A 10,168-nucleotide genomic window follows, 5' to 3' on the forward strand; every position below is an offset into this window, starting at 1 on the left:
GAGGCGCGTGGCATGCAGCGATGGGGTGAGCAAACAGGACCCAGGTCGGCAGTCCTCCCACAGGGAAGGTTTTTAGCTTGCTTTGTTCGTTGGGTTTAGTGATAGAGAATGTAGGAATATTGCAGGTTTGGACTAAATAATAATATTAATTGCAACAAAGATGAAGGCAGTATTTATAGTATTTAATCAGGCCAACACCGAGCGTGTGGAATATATGTTGGACTATTTGGAGATAAGGGGTTATACTTTTTTTGAGCAGGTACAGGGGCGCGGCAGTAAAACCGGTGAACCGCGTCGTGGTACGCACACCTGGCCGGAAATGAATTCGGCTTTAATTACGATGGTGGAGGACGATAAGGTGGATACTTTGCTGAAGACGGTGCACAAATTGGATATCCGGAATAAGGATATTGGGGTGCGGGCGTTTGTGTGGGATATTGTGCAGTCGTACTAGGCGCTCGGGCAGTGTCTGCTGCGCTGGCATCTTTTTGGGGCGCTTGTTTCCTTCGGCGCTAAAATTTGTGAACTCGCCTTCGGCTCAAACAACACAAATTTCGGTCGCGCCTTCGGTCACTCGCTTTTTCCCCAAAAGCTGCAGGCTTGCAGTCACTGCCCTTCGCTGTGACGAGTTGAGAGGAGGGGGGCGCTGGTGATGCTCGGGCATTGTCTGCTTCGCTGGCATCTTTTGGGGCGCTTGTTTCCTGCGGCGCTAAAATTTGTGAACTCGCCTTCGGCTCAAACAGCACAAATTTTGGTCGCGCCTTCGGTCCCTCGCTTCTTTCCCCAAAAGCTGCAGGCTTGCAGTCATTGCCCTTCGCTGTGACGAGTTGAGGGGAGGGGACGCTGGCATCTTTTTGGGCGCTTGCTTCCTGCGGCGCTAAAATTTGTGAACTCGCCTTCGGCTCAGACAGCACAAATTTTGGTCGCGCCTCCGGTCACGTCGCTTTTTCCCCAAAAGCTGCAGGCTTGCAGTCACTGCCCTTCGCTGTGACGAGTTGAGGGGAGGGGACGCTGGCATCTTTTTGGGCGCTTGCTTCCTGCGGCGCTAAAATTTGTGAACTCGCCTTCGGCTCAGACAGCACAAATTTTGGTCGCGCCTCCGGTCACGTCGCTTTTTCCCCAAAAGCTGCAGGCTTGCAGTCACTGCCCTTCGCTGTGACGAGTTGAGGGGAGGGGGGCGCTGGTGATGCTCGGGCATTGTCTGCTTCGCTGGCATCTTTTGGGGCGCTTGTTTCCTGCGGCGCTAAAATTTGTGAACTCGCCTTCGGCTCAAACAGCACAAATTTTGGTCGCGCCTTCGGTCCCTCGCTTCTTTCCCCAAAAGTTGCAGGCTTGCAGTCATTGCCCTTCGCTGTGACGAGTTGAGGGGAGGGGACGCTGGCATCTTTTTGGGCGCTTGCTTCCTGCGGCGCTAAAATTTGTGAACTCGCCTTCGGCTCAAACAGCACAAATTTTGGTCGCGCCTTTGGTCACTCGCTTCTTCCCCCAAAAGCTGCAGACTTGCAGTCATTGCCCTTCGCTGTGACGAGTTGAGGGGAGGGGGGCGCTGGTGATGCTCGGGCATCTTGATTGTGAGTGGCTTGACTTTTTTGTCGGGATGGTTTATATTGGGGCTTATTGCTTTAATAACCTTTACTCTGCCCTGCTGATGGCTCGTTTATTTGTCTTTCCTGTTTTGCATAAGGGGTGTCGTCGCCTCGCTTTGAAGCCGGATGTTTATTTGCCGGATTCTGATTTTAATGTTATTACGCGTGGTTTGCCTGGGCGTGCCTATAGTAAATCTTTGAGGTGTTGGCATGTGCCGTTTCGGGAGAATTACCGTCATTGGCTGAGTGAGGTGTATGAAAGGGCTGCTGATTTGGAACTTGTTTTTGGGGATGGGGGAAAGGTGACTGAACGGGATGATAAACCGGAAAAAGCTATGGATGCAGATGTACATTCACTTGTGGAAAGTCCAACAGAAATTAGGGTTGCGGATGCTATTTCCGTTGCTTCAGAGCTGCTTGCAAGGGTGTTGGTGGATAAGGTGAATAAGAGGTTTTATGTTGAGCACAGTTATCATTCTGCTGTTTTTAACTCTTTGGCTCGTTTAAATGTAGGGACCTATGTGTCGACCGACCGTCGTTGGGTTTTTCCGGGCGATAATGTGATTTATTTGCAGGTGCTGGATGTTTTGAAGAGGTTTGGCTTTAAACCACGGGTGCTTACGTTGGAGAAATCTGCTGAGCCACCTGCTCTCCCGGCTGGTTTTGAGCTGCCGGTCAGGCGGTTTGATGAGGCGATGTTGTTGCGTCGTTTGAGCTTTCGAACGCAGGAAATTTACAAGAGTTGTTTTCTTCTTTTTTTGAAGGATCATCAGGGCAGGGTTGTTGATGAGTTGACTTACAGTGAATTGTATGGCTATTTGAAGAGGCAGTCTGTTCTGCTGTCTTCAACGCAGCTTAAGCAAATGATTGCTGCGGTAAAGTTTTATTATGAGCGGACGCTGGGCAGGGACAAGATGTTTTTTCCGCTGGCGGAAAAAACGGAGGTGCGAAAATCTACGCTCTTCCTTCCGTATGCCGAAATTCGCTCTTTGCTGGATGGAATTGCTTCGCCCGGCGATAGGATGTTGCTCTTCCTGGTGTATCATGCCAATCTGCCCTTAAACCAAATTTGTGCTTTGCCGAAGGATGCGGAAAATATTTTTGAGGAGGACTGCCGTATGCCGGGGAACAATGAGTTGGCCTTGGCTTATTATGCCGATTTGGTGGCGGAGTTGAAACGGACTTATGACCTGGCTACTTTTTTGTTGGAGGATAAGGGGGTGCCTTATTCCGTGGAGTCGTTAAAGGGGAAGTTGTGCCGGATTTTAGGGCATTATCGCTTGGAGGAAATTTATCGGAAGCAATATGAGGTAATTTTGAAGCAGAGCAGCTTGAGCTCGAAGACGCAGGTGATGTACCTGGGTGCTTTTATGCGGTTTTTGGATTATTACAATTATAAGCACCCGGCTTTTATTAAGGACGATGAGGTGCGTGATTACCTGTTGTTGCACCGGGGGAAGTCGAGTGCTCACCAGGACAACCTGGTGAGTAGTTTTAAGTTCTTTTTTGAGCGCATCCATAATCATACGCTTTCCGACAAGCATGTGGTGCGTCCCCGAAAGGGTTTTTATCTGCCCGACTTTTTTTCTCTGTCGGAGATTTCGGCTATGCTTAACACGACCGACAATTTAAAGCATAAGCTGCTGATTGCCATCGGTTACACTGCTGGTTTGCGCCGTTCTGAAATCCGTAATTTGCGCTTATGTGATGTGGATTTGAAGCGTAATTTGCTGTTTATTAAGGATTCGAAGGGTAAACGCGACCGCTATACTTTGTTTTCGCAGCACTTGCATGAATGGCTCAAATCTTATTTGAATCAGGCAAAGCCCAAAGTTTTTCTTTTTGAGGGCCCTCGTCCCGGTACGCAATACAGTACCACCAGTATGGCGGTCATTTTAAAGAAGATAGCCAAGGCTGCCGGCATTAAACGAAAGGTGCATATGCATATGCTGCGACATAGTTTTGCTACGCATTTATTGGAAGAAGGTCGCGATGTCAGGTACGTGCAGGAGCTGCTTGGACATAAAAGCATTAAAACCACGGAGCGTTATACGCATGTAGTAAGTGATGCGCTGCTTAACGTAGCCAGTCCCTTCGACCGCATGGTTGCCCAAACAGGTTTTGCTGGTAAGAAGCCCCACAGTCCACCTTAATGCGCATAGCTTTTTTGCCTTCTCCTTTGTAGGTTGCATTAGGTTTGCCACCTACCCGATGTTGTTCTTTCTGCTTCAATAGCCTGAAGGGAGTAGTTTGTGCTATGCAATTTTTCGCTTTACCGGTCGATTGTTTGACTTTTTGGCTGCGCTAATTGCTCCTATTATATGCCGATGTTTTGCCTTTGTGTGTTGTATTGCGCTGTTGTTTAGTGGTTTGAGTGTTTAGCAAGAGTCGTTAATTTAATATTGCAAATGTTAATAATTTTTGCAATTATTGTATGGTGATTTACACCGACCAATTCCTTAACCTGGCCGCAATGTGACTGAGGAAGACGAAGTCGTGCCAAGATCCAGTGTTTTGAACTTGCAACTCGTTTGTTTTGTTCTTTAAGCTCTCCTGATTGGTCCTTCTATTTCCTATAACCAAATATATCTATTTTGTCTATATCCTCGTTACATGAGGTACTTACGCTTATATTTCCCTCCTTACATAATACTCCTAAACGCAATAGCGTTTATTTAGGTGTTGGCAAACATAATAGAAAAACCAACCAGCTGCGATACAATTTATGATAATAATTGATATTTAATATGATTACAAATGGTTGATGTAAATTCTAATAAATTTTGGTATACATTTTCTATAATTGTGATAATTATTTTAGGTATAACTGTTTTAATAATACAAAACTTGACAGATAGAAACTATGAACTTGTAGATACTAAAACAATGATAAACAATAAAATATTAAAATACAGATCTAGCCATGGATCATGTTATGTTGAACTAACAAATAAAAGAAAAATCCTGATTCCTCAATCGAAAAATTATGATTATTCAAAACCAGGAATTAGTGAGATTGCTGGAGTTGGTGACTCTATATACAAAAAGGCTAATAATGATACTCTATTGATAATTATAGATGACAAAAATTATATTTTTAAAATAGGAGCGGCACTAAATTTACCAAATAGTAATGATTATTAATTGATTAGATAAAAATTACGTTTGCCAACATCGGGTCATAGCGCATTGCGCCCCTCTCTTAGATAAGTAAGTGCAAAGTTGTAGTTTAGTGCAGTTAACTATCATTGTAACGGTTTGATAGAAAGGGCGCAACGACGCCATACCCGAGAAACGTTGCTACCAATTGTAAGAAAAAATCCATGCTTAAATGAATGTAGCCGAACACAATAAAAACGTCTGGGATAGATATGTTGAGAATAATGTGCGATGGACCATTCCCGTTACTAAAATTGATATTGAGAATGCCAAGAATGGTATTTGGAACATTGTTTTAACACCTACGAAACCCGTTCCTTATTCCTGGTTTCCCAATTTAAAAGGATTAAAGATACTAGGATTAGCATGTGGTGGCGGACAACAAGGGCCGATTCTGGCAGCATTAGGGGCTGATGTTACCATTTTTGACAATTCGGAGAATCAATTAAATCAAGATAGAACTCTAAGTGATGAGTTTAACCTTAATATCAAAACAGTGCAGGGAGACATGAAAGACCTGTCAGTATTTGCCGACATGTCATTTGATGTAGTATTTAACCCATGCTCTGTAGTATTTGTCGATAACTTAAAACCCGTTTGGAAAGAATGTTTTCGGGTCTTGAAAACTAATGGAATATTAATGACAGGCTTGATAAATCCTATTTCTTTCCAATTAGACCAAAACGTTAATCCCTTTCAATTAATCTATACCCAACCATATTCAGACCTGACCTCATTACCGAAAGAAAAGTTGGCTGATATTATCAAGAATAAGGAAGCATTAGAATTTGGTCATAGTCTCACAGCGCAAATTGGCGAACAGTTGAGTGCTGGGTTTTTAATGACCGATTTTTACGAAGATTACTGGGGCGGCGAGAGTGCAATTGATAAATATTTCCCTGCGTTCTTCGCGACAAGAGCTATAAAAGGACAATAATACAACTGGTAGCAACACGCGTTATAGCGCATGGCTATGTAGCATATTTATAGCAGGTTTCGTCCGTTGTAGAGCATTCTTAACGGCCAGAAAGTATATACCATAAAGATTAGCCACGCACCATATCGCTGGACGTTGGCGGTAATTATAAAAACAGCAAATCCATAATCAATGAATAAAATATCATTACGACAGATAGAGAACGCTTTCTTGCCAGCAAAAGAAATTTTAAAGGCAGAAAACTTTGCTGGCCGAAGAACTCATGTTATTGATTCATTTTCCGCTTTAATTTCAGAAGGTGCGAATATTGCTGTTGTTGGCAATCGTGGCATTGGAAAGTCTTCATTAGCAAGACAAATAATCAACATTAGTCAAGGCAATAATGAGTTACTTGAAAAGCTTGAAATTCAAATTGATGAAAAGCTTGACTTTTTGACCATTTACATTGCATGTGGAAATGCTGTCAATAATACACAAGATTTGCTTGTTAGACTTTTAACAACACGGGATTGCCTACTTGAATGGATTTATGAAATACCAACAGCAAAGAAGGAGATTGATAAAATCAATGCAGGTGTTGACCTAAAATTAATAAAAGTAGGTGGGGAAGGAATTTCTGAAACATCTCATCAGTCCGTAATTAATGAGCATCAAATTGATGTTATTTTTCAAAACGTGATAACAGACTTATTAAAATCCAAAATTGCCAAAGATGGAATTTTAATAGTCGTAGATGAATTTGACCAAATTTCTAATCCCACGGGTTTTGCTAGACTTTTAAAATCTCTCGCAACAAATACGCCTGGATTGAAGTTTTGTATAATTGGTGTGGCAAGCGATATACAAACTCTCATAAAAGAACATGAAAGTGCAGATAGATTGTTCGCTGGAAGTGTTATCAATTTACCATCCATGGCACCTGATGAATTGACCGAAATTATCAATAATGCAGAAAAGTCAATTGAAAGATTTATAACATTTACAGATGGTGCAATAAGTAAAATGATTTCTCTTGCTAATGGTCATCCTTATATTATTCACCTTATAGGCAAACAAGCTTTTAGGTCAGCATATTTTGGGGGAATATACGAACTTGATGAGAACTACATAGAACAAGCTTTAAGGGATATAGCTGAAAAAGAAGCAGACCCTGTTTTAGAAGGGCGTTACAAAAAAGCAGTTGCGTCTTCATATCAAAGAGAAGCCGTCTTAAAATCTCTCGCAAGTTGTGTTCAGGCAGATGGTGAAGTTCATACAGGTGACGCTTATAAAATAGCAATAGACAAGCAAGTTGACAATCCAAGTCATTATGTTGGACAGATGGTTTCTGATGAATATGGTGCGGAAATTATTAAAGTAAGAGAAAGATACTATCGGTTTAAAGATTCTTTATTTTGGACTTACGTAAAAGCAAGACCTTGGATTTTTACAAATTAATAACTACCGCCAACATCGCATATACCTAATGGCGGTTTTACTGCATTTTGCAATGCTTTTCGCCCGCTCAAACTTCACCACGGTTTGACAGTTGAATCGCCCGCAATCCGCCACTAGGCATATGCGTAGCGTTGCCAGCAAGTTTAAGAAACATAGTGCTACATGACAGAAATTTTAACAGATAAATGGCTTGATGACTTTTTTGGTATCGCTGATGATAATGATATAATCAAGCGAAGAGAAACTTTCTGTATTGAGTTTAAAGCAAGTTTTGATTGGAATATAGAAAAAGCCCGCTCTAATTATTCAAAATCACTTTCCGCATTTGCAAATAATAAGGGTGGTGCATTGTTTTTTGGTGTAGAAAACAGACCACATAAAATTGTTGGAATTGAAAATTTTGAGGACATTGATGATGCTGATATAAGTAACTACATAAACGAAATTTTCACACCAACCATTCGATTCGACAGAAGAACTTATGATTTTAACGGAAAGATGATAGGTATCTTATATGCCCATAAGAGTGATACGCGACCAATTATTTGTTGTAAGGATAGTTCAAAGACAAATTCCTCTGATATATATTATCGATACGGTGCAAAATCTTCAAAAATAAAATCTGGAGATTTAATGAAATTAATGAATCAGATTAGAAAAGAAGAATCTGAAAAATGGATGAGCTTGTTTCAAAATGCTTCAAAAGTTGGGATAAGTAATTTAAATATACTAAACACAGTAAGTGGCGAGATTATTGGAGACAACAACACATTTTTACTAGATGAGAAATTATTAAAGCAAATAAAAGTCATTGATAGGTACTCCATTCAATCTGATGGTGAGCCTGCAGTTAAAATTATCGGAGAAATACCTGAATTAACAAGAGTTGTTGCAAAGAACCAATCAATTTATGAGGAGGATATTTATGTTGTGTTTTTAACCAATAACTTCAAATTTGACTCCATTGAGTATATCAAATCTATTTGTTACAAAAATACTTCGATTTACCCTATTTATTCTTTTATTCAGCGGACAGGAAAAACAAAACAGGAGATTATCGATTTTTTAGTAGATTTTAAATGCAGGTCACATGTTAAAGATGAATTGATTGAACGTATAGAAGAGGATAAAAAGATGCTTTCAATGAAAAGTAGATTTACTTTAAAATCGTCATCAAAACTAGGACCTTTAAGAAAGGAATACTTTGACTTGATTATTGCTAATCGTGATTTAACTTTTGATTCAGAGGATAGCGGTAAAGTATTTTTAGAATCAATATTTAGTTTAAACAAAGGTGATTTTGACTTTGATAAATTAATTAAAGGATTATACGAGTGTTATAATCTGTTTTATCCTTTTAGTAAATCTTCTTTGAATTATTTGTTTCGTGATGCTTTATCTTACATTGACTATGTTGAAAATAGCGATATTGAATAAAAACCAGCTGGCAACACGCAATATACGTAAGCCGGGGGATGTGGGTAAATTTAAGTTTATTACATTTAATAAAAATTGTAACGGTTTGACAAGTTGGAGCTTCGAAATCCCGGCCTCCGCATATTGCCATCCGTTGGCGGTAATTGAAACAGAAAAACCATGCTAATGAGAAAGATGATTCTAACCATAAATAGTTTATTTAGAAGACTTTCCTTTCTTGAGTCAATAATTAGTATCTGCTCAATATTAGCAGGGCTGTATTTACTATACTTTTCTGTATATCATATTATTGCATATCATTTTTCAAGTATCCTGTTTTTTATTATGTTGCCAATGACTTCATTGATTTCCGATTTGCTGTTAGGTATTCTTTTAATATATTCAGGTTTGGGGTTCGTACGGCAAAGAATGGACTCAACTGACTTCTATGAATTTTCAGGGATTTTTATAATGCTTTACCCTTTTAATATGAATATCCTTGACTTCTTAAAAAATGATTGGACTATAAATTCCTTGAATGTATTCTGGGTTTTTCCAATTGGATTGTTTTTGCTTATGATTTTTAGGCAAAAGAAATATAATTCACTAGTTTCAGATAGTACATTTTTTCGACTTGATTCAGCAAAATTTGCTATTTGTCTTATCTTATTTCTGTTAATTGATACAGGTTTCTTTAAATGGAATTATTTAAATAGGATTCTTTAAGGACAAGATGAAATGATAAATGAAACAACCATACTAAAAGCTTCTTTTAAAAATATTAAAACGAGTATTATCGAGTGTATTCAAAATTCGCAACATGAGATAAAAATTGCTGTTGCGTGGTTCACGAATAAAGAGATACTTGGAGAACTCATTGAAAAATTGGATAATGGAGTAACTGTTTCAATTTTAATCAGCGATGATAAGATTAATCTAAGGCTAGATAAAGACCCTTTTATTAGACATGGCGGAGAAATAAGAATAATACCATCGGAACATTATAAATTCTTGCATGAGAAATTCGCAATTTTTGATAATGAAAAAATTCTTATGGGTTCTTATAATTATACCTATAATGCGGAATACAAAAATTATGAATCAATAATAATTACTGATAATAAAGGAGTCATTAAACAATACAATGTTCGATTTAAAAAGATTATTGAAAATTCAATTGTATATGGACAATCAAATTTTTCATCATGCATTTCAAATGGGGTGATTGCGAGTGAAATTGAGCTTGAACAAATTGAAAATGAGCTTAGAGATGAACTACTTAATACTCTTTCGGAATGCAAAAATCTAAAAGTAAAATTAAACTACAATGGGATTTATGACTTAATTGAAAAATACGGTGCAATAGGTACTCCTAAAAGACTTATTGCTACTGGCGTAGATTCTATTCAATCAGGTTTTGTTAAACTATGGGAGATAAAAAGACTGGATTTGACATTTGAAGCCATTATACTTAAAGACAAATACAAAATATTGTTTGATAATAATACAATTAATGAAGCATTAAAGCGAATTGACAAATTTAAATAACAACATACCGCCAACATCATATATAAAATATTGGGGGTCAGGTTTTTATGTGAACCATTCTGCCCCGAACCAACTTTTGTGACGG

The 10,168-nt window shown here is 39.1% G+C and carries 7 protein-coding genes; all 7 read left to right on the plus strand.

From position 1 onward, the window contains the following. Nucleotides 1–160: 160 nt before the first annotated feature. Nucleotides 161–454, plus strand: coding sequence for a PG0541 family transporter-associated protein (locus B4W65_RS10765; RefSeq protein WP_088655161.1), 294 nt, complete (start codon nt 161–163; stop codon nt 452–454). A 1,194-nt stretch (nt 455–1,648) separates the two neighbouring features. Beyond that, entirely contained in the window at nt 1,649–3,739 is a 2,091-nt protein-coding gene (locus tag B4W65_RS10780) for a tyrosine-type recombinase/integrase (protein ID WP_088655178.1), read from the plus strand. Between the two features lie 604 nt (nt 3,740–4,343). Next, on the plus strand, nt 4,344–4,730 hold the full coding sequence (locus tag B4W65_RS10785) for a hypothetical protein (RefSeq protein ID WP_088655164.1): 387 nt from the start codon (nt 4,344–4,346) through the stop codon (nt 4,728–4,730). Between the two features lie 187 nt (nt 4,731–4,917). Beyond that, nucleotides 4,918–5,682: a class I SAM-dependent methyltransferase gene (locus B4W65_RS10790; protein ID WP_088655165.1), complete on the plus strand. Its 765-nt coding sequence runs from the start codon at nt 4,918–4,920 to the stop codon at nt 5,680–5,682. Nucleotides 5,683–5,853: 171 nt separating this feature from the next. Next, nucleotides 5,854–7,119 (plus strand): nSTAND1 domain-containing NTPase, encoded by a 1,266-nt coding sequence (locus B4W65_RS10795; protein WP_088655166.1) that lies wholly within the window; start codon nt 5,854–5,856, stop codon nt 7,117–7,119. A gap of 162 nt (nt 7,120–7,281) precedes the next feature. After that, nucleotides 7,282–8,556, plus strand: coding sequence for an AlbA family DNA-binding domain-containing protein (locus B4W65_RS10800; RefSeq protein WP_088655167.1), 1,275 nt, complete (start codon nt 7,282–7,284; stop codon nt 8,554–8,556). A 717-nt stretch (nt 8,557–9,273) separates the two neighbouring features. Continuing rightward, nucleotides 9,274–10,083: a phospholipase D-like domain-containing protein gene (locus B4W65_RS10810; RefSeq protein WP_088655169.1), complete on the plus strand. Its 810-nt coding sequence runs from the start codon at nt 9,274–9,276 to the stop codon at nt 10,081–10,083. The last annotated feature ends 85 nt before the right edge of the window (nt 10,084–10,168 follow it).

The sequence above is a fragment of the Geofilum rhodophaeum genome, assembly GCF_002210225.1.
Classification (GTDB): Bacteria; Bacteroidota; Bacteroidia; order Bacteroidales; family Marinilabiliaceae; genus Geofilum; species Geofilum rhodophaeum.

Coding starts and splice junctions, on each gene's coding strand:
- B4W65_RS10765 (WP_088655161.1), top strand. CDS start 161: ATGAAGGCAGTATTTATAGTATTTAATCAGGCCAACACCGAGCGTGTG.
- B4W65_RS10790 (WP_088655165.1), top strand. CDS start 4,918: ATGAATGTAGCCGAACACAATAAAAACGTCTGGGATAGATATGTTGAG.
- B4W65_RS10795 (WP_088655166.1), top strand. CDS start 5,854: ATGAATAAAATATCATTACGACAGATAGAGAACGCTTTCTTGCCAGCA.
- B4W65_RS10800 (WP_088655167.1), top strand. CDS start 7,282: ATGACAGAAATTTTAACAGATAAATGGCTTGATGACTTTTTTGGTATC.
- B4W65_RS10810 (WP_088655169.1), top strand. CDS start 9,274: ATGATAAATGAAACAACCATACTAAAAGCTTCTTTTAAAAATATTAAA.
- B4W65_RS10780 (WP_088655178.1), top strand. CDS start 1,649: ATGGCTCGTTTATTTGTCTTTCCTGTTTTGCATAAGGGGTGTCGTCGC.
- B4W65_RS10785 (WP_088655164.1), top strand. CDS start 4,344: ATGGTTGATGTAAATTCTAATAAATTTTGGTATACATTTTCTATAATT.